This is a genomic window from Wolbachia endosymbiont of Kerria lacca (assembly GCF_051602725.1).
Taxonomy (GTDB): Bacteria; Pseudomonadota; Alphaproteobacteria; order Rickettsiales; family Anaplasmataceae; genus Wolbachia.
Map to the genome: position 1 here is coordinate 211,141 of NZ_CP192272.1, position 16,730 is coordinate 227,870.

Here is a 16,730-nt window from a genome sequence, read left to right on the forward strand (position 1 = left end):
AGCTTTAATGATCTTCTTTTCTATGGTTTATAGATGCAACAGAACCAGATAGGTTGCTGTGTAAAAATTTGGGAAATGTTTTTGTTAGTATTAAAAATTACATAATGTATATTATGGAAAATATAAGAAACACAAGCTTTCAGCAAGAGAAAATGCAATTTTTGCTCTTCTCAAACAGCATAAAAAAGTGCCTGTTGAACCTCCAGATTAATGCTCAAAAATGTTCAATTGATACTTTAAAAGTATTACTTTAAAAATACCTAAAGTATCACTTCAAAAGCACTTAAAAATTTTATCTTTTAGGAAAAATTTTCCAAGACTACCCCCTTATTGGCTTTTGTTAGAAAAATATTAAAACTATAACCAAATATGTAATCTTTTATATGATTGTATTAGCTTAGCTCCCTTAATGGTTGTTTCTTTTTTTTTTTTTAAATATTAAAATAAATATAACTTTTCAGAGTTATCCACAGTTTTTTTATTCTCAATTATATATTAGTATTTGGAGATCATATTTATTATAGATCTCCAAAGTACTCAGAAATGTAAAATTATATACTCTACTAGGTTATCAACTTAGTTATTAACAATTCTGTGAATAACTTAAACAAGAAAAAGGGGCTTTTGCACGAGTTTATGGTTACACCTATTATCAGATCTAGGTACCCTGAATAGGATTAAGGGTACCTAACGAAGTAAAAAATTTGGAGAAAAAGGAAGAAAACTTCTTCGCTCTACTTAATTAAACTGATATACCTGTCGCTGTATTAGTTTCTTGTTTTACAGTGTCAAACCCTTTTGTCGTATAAACGGTATCTATACAACTCTTAGGCTTTAAAACATCGTACGTAATAGCACCAATCGTAGCTCCAACTAATAATGCAGCGACTAAAGCTATACCAATTATAGTCGGCAATGCCGTTAATGCGGCACCAGTACCAAAATACAATCCCAACCCAACTGCCAATGCAGTTATAGCACCACCAATAGCACCAAATTTCATTCCTTTCTTAACTGCATTTTTCCTTAACTCACGGTTATCTCCAAAATCTAGTGTCCTTTCCATTCCCCTTAACGTTCTTGTATTGAACGCTTGTTCCGATTCGATTATACTGATTTCTTCTAGAAAATTTTTATATTTACTTTTCTCTTGATCATCTCCCAGTTTCCCCATCTCTCTTTTTAAAGCACCTTTAATCATATTACGATCTGAATCTTCAGGTAAAGCTTTCCAAAACTCTTTTAATCCAAATTTGTCTTTGATTAAATCTAAATCTTCAGTTATATTAACTGAAGATTTCACAATAATATCAGCCATTCTATAATCTTCGCGAATACCATTATCCGATTTTACACAGCTAAGATCGATACTTAAAAATTCTTTTAATATATTTCTCTTTTTAACCATATCGAAAACGGCTGATCCGCAAATTTTATTCTTACCAAGAAGATCGAATAAAAGGCTAACTCTTATATCAGGAGAATCTTCGTCTCCTTTTTCATCTCTATATAATTTAAAAACAGCAAAAAGATCTTCTGTTTTAGCTTCTTCAAGTATTGGAACTATATCCTTAGTTCCGGTTCCTTTTATTACAAGCTCTAGATCATTGCGTAAAGTTGTTTGTTCTTCTGTTAACGCCATATCAAACTCTCCTACTAAAAATAATAATATACTTTAATTATGATATATTTAAATAATAAAGTCAAGAATTTAACTAGTATTGCAAACACTTAAACAAGAAAAAGGGGCTTTTACTCGAATAGATATTTTATAACGTCTTAATGCTAACTCCACCGACATATAAATTTGCGTGGCTTTTTCCAGTATTAAGCAATGCAAGTCCAATATTGTCGACACTAGAGCGTAGTTCTCCTACTTCTTCATTATGTTCACTGATTACTTTAGTGCCAATATTTGGAAGTGCATTTTTTCCCTCAACAAGGTAAAGTTTCCTTCTGAATTTTTCTTGTCTGCTCATTCGATTTACAACTTCCTGACCTATATAGCACCCTTTATTAAAGCTTATACCATTTATCTTATCGATTAAATATTGCAGCGGAAATGATGAATTTTGCACCATATCTTTTGCTCCATCTGGGACAAGGTTTTTAATTCTAACTTTTTCATACTGAATAAAATCTCCAACCGGTTCTTTTATTTCATCTTCATGTATGATCCTCATTCCTAGCAGCTTGTGCCTTGGATCTTGAAAAATAACTTGTGACTTACTACTACACTTCGCCAACTTAGCATCAAACAAAACTCCAACCTTATATAGTGAACTAATGTCTTTAATCCTCACTCTAAGGTAAGTTTTGAGCAAGTCTAATTTTTCAATTATTTGCTGTAGATGGGCATTTTCACACTCCAAATAAATATATTTATCATGCTCAATGAGGAAAAAATCGTACAGATATTTTCCCTGAGGGTTGAGTAATAAAGAGTAAATTGCCTGCTGGCTACTTAGTTTATTAATATCATTTGTTATAACACCCTGAAGAAAATCTCTCGTATCTGGTCCGTATAAAGATATTAGACTACGGTTTGCTAGCGGTATGTAACCCATAAAACTTCTGTTCAAATCTTAATTATACACTTTTACTAACTCCAACCCTTGAAATGTAACCTTTAGATGACTACATAGAATTGTAGGTTAATCTATTAATGAGGAAACATAAATGTCAAGTGTAAATTTGAATGTATTAGATGATAACGTGCTAATAAAGCCTATTACTGAAGAAAAACAAGGTGGAATTGTACTACCATCAAGTGCTGAAAAGAAGCCTACTAAAGGTGAAGTTATAGCAATTGGTAGTGGTTCACGCAACTCAAGCGGAGAGCGTATAGCTTTAACTGTAAAAACTGGTGATAAGGTTTTCTACAGGCAGTGGGCTGGCACAGAAGTAGAGCATGACAATGAAAAGTATGTCGTGATGAAGGAGTCAGACCTACTTGCTGTTATCAAGTAGGTATCCCTATTTTACTAAACTAATGCGCTATATAGTGCATTATGTATTTTAATATTCTAAATTTTTTATTAATTTAAGGAGTGATAAAAATGGCTAACATAGTAGTATCAGGCGAACAGTTGCAAGAAGCCTTTCGTGAAGTTGCAGCAATGGTTGACTCAACGGTGGGAGCAACTGCAGGGCCTAGGGGAAATACAATAGGAATTAGCAAGCCATATGGTGGACCAGAGGTCACAAAGGATGGCTATAAGGTAATGAAAGGTATAAAGCCTGAAAAACCATTACACTCTGCGATAGTAAGCACCATTGCTCAAAGTGCTTCTCAGTGTAATGACAAAGTTGGTGATGGTACCACAACATGCTCAATACTGACTAGCAATATGATAATGGAAGCTTCAAAGTCAATTGCAGCTGGAAATGATCGTATTTGTATCAAAAATGGAATACAGAAGGCAAAAGATGTGATATTAAAGGAAATTACATCAATGTCTCGCACAATTTCTTTAGAGAAAATGGATGAAGTTGCACAAGTTGCAATAATTTCTGCAAATGGTGATAAAGATATTGGTAATAGCATTGCTGATGCTGTTAAAAAGGTTGGAAAAGAAGGCGTCATCACTGTTGAAGAGAGTAAGGGTTCAAAAGAATTAGAAGTTGAACTTACAACTGGTATGCAGTTTGACCGTGGTTATCTCTCTCCATACTTTGTTACAAATAATGAAAAGATGAGCGTGGAGCTTGATGATCCATATTTGCTGATTACAGAAAAAAAACTTAATATTATTCAACCTTTACTTCCTATTCTTGAGGCTATTTTTAAGTCTGGTAAACCTTTGTTTATCATTGCAGAAGATGTTGAAGGTGAAGCATTAAGCACTTTAGTGATCAACAAATTACGTGGTCTAAAAGTTGCTGCAGTAAAAGCTCCAGGTTTTGGTGATAGGAGAAAGGAGATGCTCGAAGATATAGCAGCTTTAACAGGTGCTAAGTATGTCATAAAAGATGAGCTTGGAATCAAGATGGAAGATTTGACTCTTGAAGATCTTGGTACTGCTAAAAATGTTAAAATCACTAAAGACAATACCACAATTGTTAGTGAAGACAGCGACTGTGACAAACAAAACAGAGTAAATGCTAGAATTAACCAGATTAAATCTCAGATTGAAACTTCAACCTCTGATTATGACAAAGAAAAGCTAAGAGAGCGTTTAGCAAAACTATCAGGCGGCGTTGCTGTACTCAAAGTTGGTGGAGCAACTGAAGTAGAGGTAAAAGAACGTAGAGATAGAGTAGAAGATGCACTTCATGCAACAAGAGCTGCAATTGAAGAAGGGATAGTTCCAGGTGGAGGAGTTGCACTTCTTTACGCTGCATCTGCTCTTGATAAGCTAAAAGCTTCAAGCGATGAAGAGCAAATAGGTATCAACATTGTCAAAAAAGTTCTCAGTGCTCCAATCAAAAGATTGGTTAAAAATGCTGGTCTTGAATCTGCTGTTATAATTGACTATTTGATTAAGCAGAATGATAAAGAGCTTATATACAACGTTGAGGCTATGAACTACGCTAATGCATCAACAGCTGGTGTAATTGATCCGGCAAAAGTAGTTCGTATTGCTTTTGAAACGGCAGTGTCTGTAGCAAGCGCACTTATTACTACTGAATCTATGATAGTTGATCTACCAAACAAAGAAGAAAATGCTTCATCACCTATGGGTGCAGGAGCAATGGGCGGAATGGGTGGATTCTAAGTAAACAAGAGCCTTGGAGCAACTTGCTCCAAGGTATCTTTCTAGTTCTAAAAAGTCTTACATTTATAAAGGAAATAAATTTGTGATTTTCTATGCAAAGCCACTACTATTTATATTTGTTACGTCTCTTTAATATTATAACTGCTTAAAAATAAAAAAATAATATATGAAAGTTATAATTGCTAGTATATTACTATTAGTATAATATTATATTAATAAATGATTTATATAATATTTTTATTATAATAGATAGAACTTAAATTATTTTCTTCATAAATAGAGTATTTATGAAAATACGTATATACTCAATCCTACTTTTACTTTTTTCTTGCACTCAATTGTGCGCTGAAGAAGAAGTTGCAAAATTTGATCTGCTCATTGGTAAGGTAAATAAAGCAAACCTTACCATTGAAGGCGCAATAAAGGTTACAATAAAACCAGGTTGGCATATATATTACAAAGACTCTGGAGATTTCGGCCTTCCTACTTCCTTTGACTGTCAGGGTAACATATCAAATATAGATATTCATTGGTCTACTCCCAAGGAACATGAAGATAAAGTTGGGGAAGTTACATTTGTTAGTAACATATATGAAGATATGGTGTTATTTCCCTTTAAAACTAATATCATTCCAAATCAGGAATACGCTGATATTAACTTTCATATAAAGTACGCAATATGTAAAGATAGGTGTATCCCTAAAAATGCCGAGATAAAAACCAGTCAACCACTAAAGGATTTTATGGATTCCGATATCAATAAACTCATAAATGAGTGGTATGAAAAATAGAGCTCCCAGCGAGCAAGTGATAGTTATACGATAGCTTAAAAATGTTATTCCTGTGCCTGAATTTTCCAATAAAGATCTTTCCAAAAATTTCGATCATGAAGCCTTTTGGTCCCCAAAAGGCTTCATTTCAATCAATAACGAAAATTATAACTTTGAAAGAGCTGCTTGCTTATTAACTCCTGTAGTGATTTGTATGCTTTCCACACTTGTTGAAGGATAAAATCCTTTTATTACTTCAGAGCCTTCTCGCTTTAAATATGACAATGCTTCATATAAAGGCTTCGCTTCATATTGTCTTCCTACTTTTACTTCTTTATTTGCAGCTAATTGCTCCCAAGTGACACCATTGCTTTCAATAAACTCTACAGCACCATTATCACTAATGATAATTTTCATTTCACACTCTTCTCCTTCAGCATACCAATTTAAAGTCATATAATATGAGCCGTTAGCTACTTCATAAATTCTTGTTCCATTCTCATCAACTCTGCAGCGTATTCCCCTTGTTTCACATTTGCTTTTACTAGGCAGCAATAATGTAATTCCATCTACACCATATTTTCTGCATAGATCACTATTTAAAACATCAACCACATTTATTGATTTTGTAGGATCGCCAAGCATAATTCTGAGTGCAGGCTTAATCTTACCTTTCTTTCTACTTTCTTTAATTCCTATATATTCTAAAGTATTATCTTTTATACTTTCCTTTACATCTTTTGCAATTTTCTGAGCAATTGCACCTACGACATTTTTGCTACCGTACTTATTGGCATGTTTATATTCATACCTGCCATTAACCTCATATCTATACTTTTCCTGTCCTTCTTCATTGGAAAGTACAGTAGAAAAGTGTTTAAACCACTTTTCATCATCATCAATACTAACTTCTTCGTTCTTCTCTTCAGAATCGATAGTCACTTTACTACCTGGATTCACATTTTGAAAAAAATTATCTTTTAGGCGCAAATAAAAACGATTACTTTTATCAAAATAATCCTGATTATTAACTGCTTTTGGATTATCTACCACCATATTACCTCCACATATTAGCTATATAGAGGTATATATTAGTGTTGACCTTCTAGGTCAACACTAAACAATAACGAAAACTATAGTTGTTTCTTTTCACCTGCTAAAGATTGTGCTTGTGCTCCATCTACACTTGTTGAAGGTTGCTTCTCAATATGTGTGATTTAGATATTCTCGTGCTTCATCACTATATTTAATGCTCTTGTAGCTTAAACTTCTTATCAACACCTTGCCTAAATGAAAATATTCCTATTTCTTGGAAAAATTTGTTATATTTACCTTGGTTACTGACTCTCATTTTTTATGATATATTTATCCTTAAGCGGTTAAATGGCTATTTTATAATGAATTTTGTCAGTAATCGCTAGTTTTTCTCCTGCTATGCAACAAAGCCCTCTGGCATCCAGATTAGACACTAAGTTGATAAGTATAAAAGCAGCTAACCTTATGTAAAAACACAATATTCCAGTGTTAAGCACTGGAATGACATTGTATGAACATTGTACCATATTACAATCAGTTGTGATTGGTATGACAAGATTAAGAGGTGCTATAATAATGAAACCGAAGTCATACATAGAAAATAGGTTAGGTATTTTTCAACTTTTGCTATATACTCAAGTAAAAATCTCTCTTTTACAGATGGATACAGTAAAGTTTGTTTTCTTACTGCCAACAATACTACTCATACTAGTTGCTGGTGTTTACCTATCGGTTAAACTAAAATGGTTACAGGTGTTTAGACTACCGTATGCCGTTTCACTTATTGGAGCTAAAAGAGGAGAAAATAAATTTTCTTCTATAGCCGCCCTGTTTACAATCTTAGGAGGAAATTTAGGAGTAGGAAACGTTTCAGGCACTGCTGTTGCTCTAAAAACCGGAGGACCAGGATCCATTTTATGGATGGCAATAATTATTGTTGTTACTTCTGTGATAAAATATGTTACTTGTTACCTAAGTATAAAAACCAGAAAAGAAAAAAATGGACGGTTTATAGGTGGACCTGTAGCCTACATGACTGATGCATTTAATTCTAGAAAAGCTACAGTTGTGTTTCTAGTTATTATGATGATGGTTTCAATAACAGTTGGTAACCTTGTTCAGGTAAATTCTCTATCAATACCACTCAGCATGGTAGATATACCTGTAGTCATTGGCGGCATTGTAATGGCCATAATATTTTTTGTTGTTGCAGCTCTCAGCTTAAAAAAAATTAAAATTTTTATATCGGCTATGATACCGATAATGACGGTAAGTTACCTGACACTTTGCGGTATCATATTATTGAAGTTTAGTGAAAATATTCTTCCTTCTCTAAAACTAATAACAAGCAATTTTTTCACAACTAGTAGCTTTAACTCTGGCTTATCTTTAGGTTTAATTTTAGAAATGTTGACTATTATTCAAGTAGGAACTCTGCGAGGTATTTTTGCAACAGATATAGGACTTGGCCTCGAAGGAATTGTACACTCCTCGATTACTCCTAAAAAAAATAACAATAAATTTATCATTGAACAGAGTCTAATCACAATAATATCTCCTTTTATAGTTGCACTCATAGTGTTCATTACAGCAATGGTACTGCTTGTCACAGATTCTTGGATTACTGATTTAGAGAGCACTAACATGTGCATTTTTGCTTTTAGAAAAGCTATGAATTGGCCCTATACTGACTATTTAATTATGGCTATAATGTTTTGTTTTGCCTTTACTACTATCTTTACTTGGTTTTTTTGTTCAAAACAAACAATACGCTATGTATCTATGGATAATAAATACACTAAAATCTGGACTGTAGTTTTTACCTTAATCATTCCATTTGGTGCAATCGGTGGAGTTAAGTTACTCTGGGATATCGCTGATATTTCAATTGCTGCTTTGCTACTCATAAACATACTTGCTATACTCAAGCTCACTTCTCAAGATCCAGAAGTATTTACTATGAGTAGCAAATACCTGAAGTTGCAAAAACAGAGCTAAAGCAATATTTTAAGTTGTCATCCCAGTCTGGAATCCAGCCTTTCATGAACTTCATCAAAAATTTTATGTTTTAACATAATACTTTTATGCTCACTAACTGAGTGCCACTGGATCCCAGTGGGCTTTGTTGCACCACTCAAGGAAAGAACAGGCAGTTACTGATGGAATTTGTTATAAAATAGATATTTAGCCGACAAAGGAAAAATATGCCAATAAGAATGAAAGTCAGTAACTGCAATGAATATAACAAATTTCTTCAAGAAAGGGGAAATGTTTTTCATTATATCAACGATGCCATTGAAAATTGGTACGAAAATAGTCCAAAAGTAGCAGGTGGCAACAATGTCTACAGCGACAAAGTAGTGATTCTAATTCACATAATAACCTATCTATTCAGGATTGGTCTTAGGCAAACAGTGGGATTTATAGAGAAATATCTTGAGCAAATAGGGAAAATTTTGCAAATTATCAGCTATTCGCAGGCTTCAAGAAGGTTTAAAAAGCTTAATATCAAAATCAACGACTGCAGAGTTGATAAGAACGATATGGAAGATATTGAAATTGCTATAGATAGTACAGGTATCAGCATCTACAATAATATTCCAGGCCATAGTAAGGCAAATGGTACAGATAGAAAGTATCGCCGCTATGAGCAAACAAGAAAGCTACATGTAATGCTAGAGATAGGTAGTAAAAAAGTTATAGCTGCAAAATACAGTAGTGGAGTTTATTCCGACCACTATGGAGCCTGTGATCTTATTGAAAGAGTGGATACCAAGTATAACATAAGCACGATATATGCAGATAGGGCATATAATCGAAAGAAGTTATACAAACTGTGCGATGAGCTTGACATAAAGACAAGGATTCCTCCGCAAAATAATGCAGTAGAGCATCCAAAGTTGGATTATATGAATGAGAGAAATTCTACAATCAAGCTCATAAAGTCATATGATGAAGATGGTATGAAGAGGTGGAAAAAAGAGATAAATTATTGGAAGAGATCTTATATAGAAAGTTTTTTCTCGCGACTGAAGCAAATATTTGGATTTAGTTTTAGGAATAAATCTGAGATTAATCGTGAGAAGGAACTGCTACTCAAGTGTTATTTGCTTAACAAATTTACTGAAATAGGCATGGCTAAGTTTGATATAGCTTCATGAATTTATTATACATTACCCACTATCCGAAGAGCTGTGCAACAAAGCCATTCCAGTGTCAGCTACTCAAATGACATACTTTTTGGTGAAAATTACTCTTATATTACAACGTTTGTAGTTATGAATTTGACTATAGGATCAAGTCTAGAAAAATCTAGATTCCAGACTGGAATGACAACTTAAATTGCTCGATGTGAACATAAAATAGCTCATGTCATCACGTTAGCAATACAACTTCTTTAATAAAAACTAAATCAATTCCCGTAATAATTGTACTAGCTAAGGCTAAAAGGCAGAGGGTTATTAGTGAGGGAAAATATGAATACTCAAAGCACACAACAATATCATGAATTCATTCGAGGATTTTTTACTTTATTCGATGAAATAAAAAAGGAAGACGACCCAATTTATAATTCCAGAGTTGGTTTTAATGCAGTAAAGTTTCTAATAGAGCACTCCGTCTGGAATTTGGAGACAGATGAAGACAAAAATAAAGCTTATGAAGTTATTCTTCCAGAGCAGAACAAGATAAAGAAAGCCGAACAAAAGCTTGAAAGTGAAGTTAAAGCAAGGTTAAAAGAGTATGTTGATGATATCGCAGGAGTTTCAATATATGGCGATCACGCAAGTATTACACTGGGAGATGACAAAAAAGAGTTTAAAATCAGCGAGTTTTTAAATAGTGACTTTTGTCAGAAGAAAGGAATTTCGGGATTTTCAACGCTGCATAGTGATGGAAAGAGCGGAATGCACGGTTTTGTTGCCGAAGAAGGAGAGAAAAGAATAAGGCATTATGTTGTAACCGATGGTTCATATGAAATGACTTTGAATTGGCATGACAAAAATGGCAAAAAATGTACTATCAAAATCAAGATTGATAAAGATGGTGTAGATCTCACTGAACGTAATGGTGTTACTGAGGAACAATTAAAAGCAAACACAGATGTAAAAATAGGTGGCTTATTCCTATATCAAATACAATTCAAGGAGAAAGGACAAGAACAAGAGAATCAACAATCATCTGAAACTTTCATAGAAAATGATATTAGTAAAGGTGTTGGCGTTCAAGCTACTCAAGATCAAGAAGTTAAGTTTAAGCATGCAACGACTAGCACTACACATTCTAATAACGCATCTGCTAAAAAGATTCCACCGTTACTGCCAACTAGAACTAGTTCATTACCTAATAATCAGCAAAAAGGTGAGTATCAGCCAATACGGATTAATAGTGGAAATAACTACAATTCTCCATATTCTGATCATTCAAACAGTACTGCTTTCACCAAATCTGTAAGCCAAAATCAAAACGATAGGCAGTCTACATTTACTACGTTTGGATATACTGCATCTGGAAGCCGAAGATCAGATGAAAGTGAGCAAATATCTAATAATCGGCAAAAAGGTGCAATTTTTGATCCTACAACTAATGAAAGCACTGCAGCAGCACAAGACGTTGCATTCAAAAAAGTTAAAGGTGCATTTAAGTATGAAAACGCTAAAGAATCAAGCAATACTGGAAATAAGCAATCACTAAATGATGTAGCTTCGATTCTTGCATGGAAAGCAAAAAATGAGTTATTACGTAGTGAAAGTAAGTATGGTGAAGAATTTTCTGACTTCGAAGATGGTTGGAGCGATAACGAAGATGAGTATATAACGCTTTCAAAACCTCAATCAGATTATAAACAAGAAAAAGATTATCTTAGCACTAAGGAAAACGAAGAAAGAGGAAACGATGAACAAAAAGAAACCGAACAAGAAAATGAATCGCTAGAATACAGCTCAACAGATATAAAAACAAACGATTCGGGCTATTCATCTCCAACTCACTCTAATCATGAACAATCTCGAGTAAATTCTGGACAGTTAAAAGCGAGCCTAATGAATGTTGAAAAAAGAGATTATACCCTACTTACGGAATTTACCAGTAGGTTGGATAAAGAAACTCAGAAATTCCCGCTAAAACCAGTAAATCAAAAGAAAATGAGTGAACAAACAAAAGAACATTTATTAGCAGCTGGATTGCTAAAAGACAATGCAGCGGAGGAAGAAATAAACGACTCAGGTTACTCATCTCCAACTTACACTAGCCACGATAATTTTCAGGTAAATCCTGAACAATTAGAGAGGAAATTAGAAACCATTGAACCAAAAGATACATTGGAAAAATTGAATAAAGGATTGAGAGACCAGGCTACTAAAGATTTATTCTCAGAAAGTATGTTGAAAGAAGTAAAAGAAGGTAAAAAATATGACCCTGTACGTAAGTTATTAGAAAGAAAAGTAGCAGAACAAGAAAATGATAATACTAATCTGACTATAGACAAAAATAGCGAACTATATAAATTGCTAGAAAAAGATGCAGCACAACTGAAAGCTGGAATAGTAGAAGAGGAAAGAAAAGATACTTTAACAGAATGCAATGATAGTCCTGATCGCAATAGAATTGCATTAGCAAATAGAAATAGAATCTGGGCTAAACTTATTGCTGAAGAAAAACAAAAAAAGGACAGTGGTATTAGTATAGGTTAAAGTAATTACTTAGCAAGCAATTGGTTTCATGTAATGGTAACCCTATTACAGAAGAGTAAGAACCACGTAAAAATAATACAAACATTCCCGCAAGGCCTTGTATGTTGCATCCCCCTGCCCTGTTTTTCCACTCTTCTGATGCTAAATAATATTTAATTTCTTGTTCGCTGAGACGCTTAAATTTCACTATTGTAACTACAGTCCTAATATGCTGTTTAGATTGATCAGGAATTAATAAACACACACTGGTGTATACTCTATGCCTTCTTCCTGATAACAAGCGAACGCATTTTTCTGCTTGTTCAACGTTTTCAGCTTTGAGCAATATCCTTCTACCACAAGCAACAACTGTATCCACACCAAGCACAAAGTAATTTGGATTTGCACTTTGTATTTTCTCGGCTTTACTTTTTGCCATACGGATTGAGTAATCTTTTGGCAGTTCTTTCTTCAAAGGCGATTCATCTATATCTGCTGGCAAAACCAAACCTGGCTTAATATTTATTTGTTTGAGTAAGGCTACTCGCCTTTCTGATGATGAAGCAAGAATAAGATTATCTAGAGATTGTTCTATCACTTTAGCCTTTTTATTATCCTACCCTTTCTTGCATTCCTATCATAAATACTCATCTCAACTAACACTCTATCGCCTATAATAATACGTATTTTACTTCTTCTCACTCTTCCTGATACATGACAGATAATCTCATGTTCATTGTCCAGCTTCACTCTAAATTCTGCTGCAGGTAGTAAAGCAGTTACTGCCCCTTCCACTTCAAAAATTGTTTTTGATTTGTCTTCTTTTATCATTGTCGTATTATAATTTAATAATCTTTTTCAGTCTACTATAGATTTTAAATTATTATCAATACAAGAGATTTTTGTGAGTATTCCTCTTGCAACTTATCTCTATATAATACGAGAGGAAAGCAAGTTACCTACTTTTCTACTCTCTGCCACCTTCTCAACAGAACTTATAGAACTTATGTTAGAAGATAAATCATTATCACAACTTTCCTCATCGCTATCAAGTCCACTATCAAAACTTGAAGATCTGGATAACTCTGTCTTCTTTTGTGAGGCACTATCAGGCTCACTAAAAACGTTTCCTGCTAGAGTATAAAATTGATGATTGAAGCTTCTTTGTTCAATAGAACTCATGTTAGAAGATAAACCATTATCACTACCATATCCGCCATCAGAGCTTGAAGATCCGAGTAACGTCATCTTTTCTTCCAGTGGAACACAAGACTCATTATTAGTCTCATTAAAAATATTTCTTGTTGGAGTATAAAATTGATTATTTAGGCTTCTTTGTTCATCAGCATGAATTTTTTCTCCCAGTCCATCAGCTATTTCTACAACTTTATCATCCCATTCATTCTCACACTCTAGTTTGCTTCTTAACTCTTCAACTTCCCATGCTAGTTTGTGTATCCCTTGTTCATAAGATTCCAGTTGTGCTTTATGCTCATCTTTCAACTCTTGCACTTGAAGTTTTAAATTGCTTATATACTGCTCCTTTTCCTTCATTATGTGTGCTGCTTCTTTTAATTTGTCTTCTAACTCCTTCTTTTCTGTATTGACATCTTTTAGCTTACCCTCTAGCTTTCCTTTTGCTTCACATACATTTTTAAGTTCTTGTGCTTTCTCTTGTAACTCTGCTAACACACTTGCTAACTTTTCATTTTTTTGTGCCAGTTCAGTTTGCAATTCTGTCTTTTTTCGCTCTTCTTTTCCAAAACTGTTTTGTAAATCAGTTATTTGTTGTGAAGCAACTTCTGGTTGAGTTTCAGTGTGCTGTAAATTGACTTCCAATGCATTGCTATTAATAGAAGGAGAAGAAGGAAGGCTATTATCAGCATCAACTTTATGATCTAACTTCCCCTCTGGTTCCTTACCTTGATAAGCCACCATAGATTCATTGTAAAAATTAATAGGAGTAGCCCTATCCTCTTCTAGTGATTCCATTACAGCATCATATAAGGAGAGACCTTGAATATATAATTCATCGTTTTGCTTTATTAATTCTAGAATCTCCTTCGATGACACAAAATCTTCACCATCAAATTTTAGTACTTCAGTTATGCCATCACTACTCACATTCATAATCATGGTACACATTCCTGATCCATCTTTTGCAGCCCAAGTGCTTGTCATTTCATAATATGCACCTTCTTTAAATTCATAATATCTTTTCTTATCTTTTTTATGAGCGTGTATTTCATGTTTTTTATTGCAATAGATATTCAGTTCTTTAATATCTTTCTCTTGCTGTAAAACGTCACTAATCTTTGTTGGCTTACTATTGTCGTAATGAGTAAGGTTAATATTCAAAACTTTATTATTATTGTCAATTTCTTCACAGTAAACTTGAAAGTCCTCTTTCCATTTTCCAAAATACCTACTTGCAACTTCTTTTCCTTCCTTTACTAACTCTATGTATTTACCTATATTTTTCTCAAAGTCCTCATTAACAGGCTTTTCTCTTTCTTTTACTGCTTCATCCACATACATTCGCTTAAAATCATTATCACCTATTAGATTACTAAAACGCCAATTACCATAAGCTTTTTGTATATCAGTAAAGTCCATCTTTTCTCTCAAAAGCGCTAATAAGCTTATCTTATCTCTCAAATTTTCTAACTCACAATCGAGAAAATCATCGAAACTGCATAACTTTTTATACAGTTCCCTATCTTCTATAATTGAGCGAAGAAATTTCATTATAGTAAGGTTCTTAATGAAAGGCTCATTTTTTTCTGCATCATTAATATAGCTTTTGAGAAATTGAAATATACCAAGCCCATCACTATCTTGGACAAACTTCTCTCTATCATTAACACAATTGTTGCCCTGTGATGAACATAATCTATTATGCAATTTTTGCAAGTCATGTATTGACTTAACTACATATTCTGCAACTGACAATTCTCTCGGCTGATCACTTGTTTTTTCCGCTCTTACTGCTTTGTCTCCCTTAGTCAAACCTGCAATCATAATACGCCTCCTTTAACTATGTTTATATTATAACAATCAACATGTATTTAAGAAAAATCACACTGCTCACTGTACGTTTACGCTGCTACTTTGCATAATAGATTGCTTGAAGTCACACAAGTATCGTTTTTTATTAGATAAAAGTTAACAAGACGTTTTCATAGATTTTTAAGCTTAATAACATCCTCTCTATTGGGACTAGTTGAAATTAGATGAATTGGTACACCTATTAATTCTTCTATTTTTCTCACATATTTCATCAAATTTGCAGGTAATTCCTTAACTGACCTTTTGCCTTGAGTTTTCTCTTTCCAACCAGGAAATTCTTCATATATTGGCTCTAATTCTTTTTGTATTGAATGTGATGCGGGTAAATAATCATACATTTTTCCGCCATACTTATAACCAGTGCCTATTTTAATAGTATCAAAAGAATCAAGAATATCTAATTTGGTTAATACAATGCTTGAAACTCCAGAGAGTTGTACGGCCTGGCGCACTAAAACTGCGTCAAACCATCCGCAGCGCCTTCTTCTATTGCTTACTGTTCCAAGTTCCTTACCTATAGAAAATAAGCTGTCTCCAATCTCGTTATTTTGTTCAGTAGGAAATGGACCATTACCCACTCTTGTTGTATACGCTTTTGCTACACCAATAATTTGAGCATTGTAGGATAATCCTGAGCCTGTTATCGCTTGCGATGCTACGGTATTACTTGAAGTAACAAAAGGGTAAGTTCCGTGGTCGATATCTAAAAATGCGCCTTGAGCGCCTTCAAATATTATTTTCTTACCTTCTTTCATAAAATCATTTAGTATCTTCCACACAGGTTTTTTATATAAAAGAATTTTTTCTGAAATCTCTTGAATTTCCTTTAATATTTCTTCTTTTTTAACTACCTGGTAGTTAAGTCCTTTTCTGATAGCATTATGGTAACTCAGGAGAGCATCCACTCTTTGATTGAGCTCATCTGTGTTTTCTAAGTCACAAAGGCGTATAGCTCTCCTGCCAACTTTATCTTCATAACATGGCCCTATCCCTTTGTTTGTTGTACCAATTTTGTGATTTCCGTTTAAATCTTCAAATAGCTTTTCCTTGTCCTTATGTACGCTAAGTATTAATGGACAGCTCTCGGATACCATCAAGTTGTTATAGTTTACGTCTACTCCTTTAACTTTCAATGACTCTATTTCTGAGACTAGAGCATGTGAATCAAGAGCAACACCGTTTCCTATAATAGATATTTTGTCCGCTCTCAAAACAGCAGAGGGCAGTAAATTTAATTTATAAACCTCATCATCTATTACTATAGTGTGCCCTGCATTATTTCCTCCCTGAAATCTCACAACTACATCTGCATTCTCAGAAAGATAATCTACTATTTTACCCTTGCCTTCGTCACCCCATTGCAGACCAACAATTACAATATTATTCATCACTATTTTCTAGATTAATACGTAAATATTAATGCAGCATGCTACAAATGAAAAGAGAAATCTACGCCTTTCCTATATCCC

At 33.7% G+C, this 16,730-nt stretch carries 13 protein-coding genes; 6 read left to right on the forward strand and 7 right to left on the reverse strand.

Going from position 1 to position 16,730, the window contains the following annotated elements; all coding sequences use genetic code 11:
- Positions 1-742 precede the first annotated feature (742 nt).
- The gene (locus ACQ4M0_RS01020; RefSeq protein ID WP_438456480.1) at positions 743-1,642 is read right to left on the reverse strand and encodes a hypothetical protein; all 900 of its coding nucleotides are present in this window, start codon (positions 1,640-1,642) and stop codon (positions 743-745) included.
- Between the two features lie 127 nt (positions 1,643-1,769).
- A complete protein-coding gene (gene ygfZ, locus ACQ4M0_RS01025; RefSeq protein WP_006012580.1) occupies positions 1,770-2,567 on the reverse strand; it encodes a CAF17-like 4Fe-4S cluster assembly/insertion protein YgfZ in 798 nt (265 codons plus the stop codon).
- Between the two features lie 112 nt (positions 2,568-2,679).
- Here ygfZ and ACQ4M0_RS01030 point away from each other — a divergent pair, with 112 nt between their 5' ends.
- The 3 genes from ACQ4M0_RS01030 to ACQ4M0_RS01040 all read left to right on the forward strand — a co-directional run bounded on the left by ACQ4M0_RS01030 (position 2,680) and on the right by ACQ4M0_RS01040 (position 5,509).
- Complete coding sequence (locus tag ACQ4M0_RS01030; RefSeq protein WP_007302813.1) at positions 2,680-2,970, forward strand: co-chaperone GroES; 291 nt, start codon at positions 2,680-2,682, stop codon at positions 2,968-2,970.
- An 89-nt stretch (positions 2,971-3,059) separates the two neighbouring features.
- Positions 3,060-4,718 carry a chaperonin GroEL gene (groL, locus tag ACQ4M0_RS01035; protein WP_007302814.1) on the forward strand — a complete coding sequence of 553 codons (1,659 nt, stop codon included), beginning with the start codon at positions 3,060-3,062 and terminating at the stop codon, positions 4,716-4,718.
- A gap of 287 nt (positions 4,719-5,005) precedes the next feature.
- Entirely contained in the window at positions 5,006-5,509 is a 504-nt protein-coding gene (locus tag ACQ4M0_RS01040; protein WP_438456481.1) for a protein-disulfide reductase DsbD domain-containing protein, read from the forward strand.
- A 144-nt stretch (positions 5,510-5,653) separates the two neighbouring features.
- On the opposite strand, the gene ACQ4M0_RS01045 is transcribed toward ACQ4M0_RS01040, so the two are convergent.
- The gene (locus ACQ4M0_RS01045; protein ID WP_438456482.1) at positions 5,654-6,544 is read right to left on the reverse strand and encodes a hypothetical protein; all 891 of its coding nucleotides are present in this window, start codon (positions 6,542-6,544) and stop codon (positions 5,654-5,656) included.
- A gap of 639 nt (positions 6,545-7,183) precedes the next feature.
- Here ACQ4M0_RS01045 and ACQ4M0_RS01050 point away from each other — a divergent pair.
- From ACQ4M0_RS01050 to ACQ4M0_RS01060, 3 genes are all read left to right on the forward strand, one after another.
- The gene (locus tag ACQ4M0_RS01050; protein ID WP_213863695.1) at positions 7,184-8,521 is read left to right on the forward strand and encodes an alanine/glycine:cation symporter family protein; all 1,338 of its coding nucleotides are present in this window, start codon (positions 7,184-7,186) and stop codon (positions 8,519-8,521) included.
- A 206-nt stretch (positions 8,522-8,727) separates the two neighbouring features.
- Positions 8,728-9,684, forward strand: a complete 957-nt coding sequence (locus ACQ4M0_RS01055) for an IS5 family transposase (RefSeq protein ID WP_213863789.1) — start codon at positions 8,728-8,730, stop codon at positions 9,682-9,684.
- A gap of 315 nt (positions 9,685-9,999) precedes the next feature.
- The gene (locus ACQ4M0_RS01060; RefSeq protein WP_438456483.1) at positions 10,000-12,213 is read left to right on the forward strand and encodes a hypothetical protein; all 2,214 of its coding nucleotides are present in this window, start codon (positions 10,000-10,002) and stop codon (positions 12,211-12,213) included.
- On the opposite strand, the gene ACQ4M0_RS01065 is transcribed toward ACQ4M0_RS01060, so the two are convergent.
- From ACQ4M0_RS01065 to ACQ4M0_RS01080, 4 genes are all read right to left on the reverse strand, one after another.
- On the reverse strand, positions 12,200-12,790 hold the full coding sequence (locus ACQ4M0_RS01065) for a Maf family nucleotide pyrophosphatase (protein WP_007302819.1): 591 nt from the start codon (positions 12,788-12,790) through the stop codon (positions 12,200-12,202). The genes ACQ4M0_RS01060 and ACQ4M0_RS01065 overlap by 14 nt on opposite strands.
- Complete coding sequence (gene infA / locus ACQ4M0_RS01070) at positions 12,787-13,023, reverse strand: translation initiation factor IF-1 (RefSeq protein WP_007302820.1); 237 nt, start codon at positions 13,021-13,023, stop codon at positions 12,787-12,789. The genes ACQ4M0_RS01065 and infA overlap by 4 nt, the downstream gene beginning before the upstream one ends.
- Before the next feature lie 99 nt (positions 13,024-13,122).
- Positions 13,123-15,213, reverse strand: a complete 2,091-nt coding sequence (locus ACQ4M0_RS01075; RefSeq protein WP_438456484.1) for a hypothetical protein — start codon at positions 15,211-15,213, stop codon at positions 13,123-13,125.
- 158 nt (positions 15,214-15,371) lie between these two features.
- Positions 15,372-16,649, reverse strand: a complete 1,278-nt coding sequence (locus ACQ4M0_RS01080; RefSeq protein WP_007302822.1) for an adenylosuccinate synthase — start codon at positions 16,647-16,649, stop codon at positions 15,372-15,374.
- Positions 16,650-16,730 lie beyond the last annotated feature (81 nt).

Bases quoted from the DNA above. Each gene is read 5' to 3' on its own strand.
- ACQ4M0_RS01020 (WP_438456480.1), bottom strand. From the start codon at position 1,642: ATGGCGTTAACAGAAGAACAAACAACTTTACGCAATGATCTAGAGCTT.
- ACQ4M0_RS01030 (WP_007302813.1), top strand. From the start codon at position 2,680: ATGTCAAGTGTAAATTTGAATGTATTAGATGATAACGTGCTAATAAAG.
- ACQ4M0_RS01045 (WP_438456482.1), bottom strand. From the start codon at position 6,544: ATGGTGGTAGATAATCCAAAAGCAGTTAATAATCAGGATTATTTTGAT.
- ygfZ (WP_006012580.1), bottom strand. From the start codon at position 2,567: ATGGGTTACATACCGCTAGCAAACCGTAGTCTAATATCTTTATACGGA.
- ACQ4M0_RS01040 (WP_438456481.1), top strand. From the start codon at position 5,006: ATGAAAATACGTATATACTCAATCCTACTTTTACTTTTTTCTTGCACT.
- ACQ4M0_RS01055 (WP_213863789.1), top strand. From the start codon at position 8,728: ATGCCAATAAGAATGAAAGTCAGTAACTGCAATGAATATAACAAATTT.
- ACQ4M0_RS01080 (WP_007302822.1), bottom strand. From the start codon at position 16,649: ATGAATAATATTGTAATTGTTGGTCTGCAATGGGGTGACGAAGGCAAG.
- groL (WP_007302814.1), top strand. From the start codon at position 3,060: ATGGCTAACATAGTAGTATCAGGCGAACAGTTGCAAGAAGCCTTTCGT.
- ACQ4M0_RS01075 (WP_438456484.1), bottom strand. From the start codon at position 15,213: ATGATTGCAGGTTTGACTAAGGGAGACAAAGCAGTAAGAGCGGAAAAA.
- ACQ4M0_RS01050 (WP_213863695.1), top strand. From the start codon at position 7,184: ATGGATACAGTAAAGTTTGTTTTCTTACTGCCAACAATACTACTCATA.
- infA (WP_007302820.1), bottom strand. From the start codon at position 13,023: ATGATAAAAGAAGACAAATCAAAAACAATTTTTGAAGTGGAAGGGGCA.
- ACQ4M0_RS01060 (WP_438456483.1), top strand. From the start codon at position 10,000: ATGAATACTCAAAGCACACAACAATATCATGAATTCATTCGAGGATTT.